This is a genomic window from Seonamhaeicola marinus, from assembly GCF_008085455.1.
Genome location: NZ_VSDQ01000162.1, coordinates 1 through 330, shown reverse-complemented (window position 1 = coordinate 330; position 330 = coordinate 1). Strand labels below are relative to the sequence as shown.

Here is a 330-nt window from a genome sequence, read left to right as displayed (position 1 = left end):
TACAGTTCTACCACCTTCACGGATTGCGAAACGTAAACCTACGTTCATTGCAATTGGTTGAATTAATTCAACAGTGATAGTTAAGTTATCTCCAGGCATTACCATTTCAACACCGTCTGGTAAAGAAATATTACCAGTTACGTCAGTTGTACGTACGTAGAACTGTGGACGGTAGTTGTTGTGGAATGGTGTGTGACGACCACCTTCTTCTTTTTTAAGGATATAAACCTCAGCTTTGAATTTTTTATGTGGAGTTACAGAACCTGGTTTAGTAATTACCATACCTCTTGAGATTTGAGTTTTCTCAATACCTCTTAATAAGATACCTGC

General features: G+C 37.9%; 1 protein-coding gene. It reads right to left on the bottom strand.

What is annotated here, in order from left to right:
* Positions 1 to 330: EF-Tu C-terminal domain-related protein (locus FUA24_RS01240; RefSeq protein ID WP_449441414.1), on the bottom strand; the 330-nt coding region annotated here is incomplete at both ends.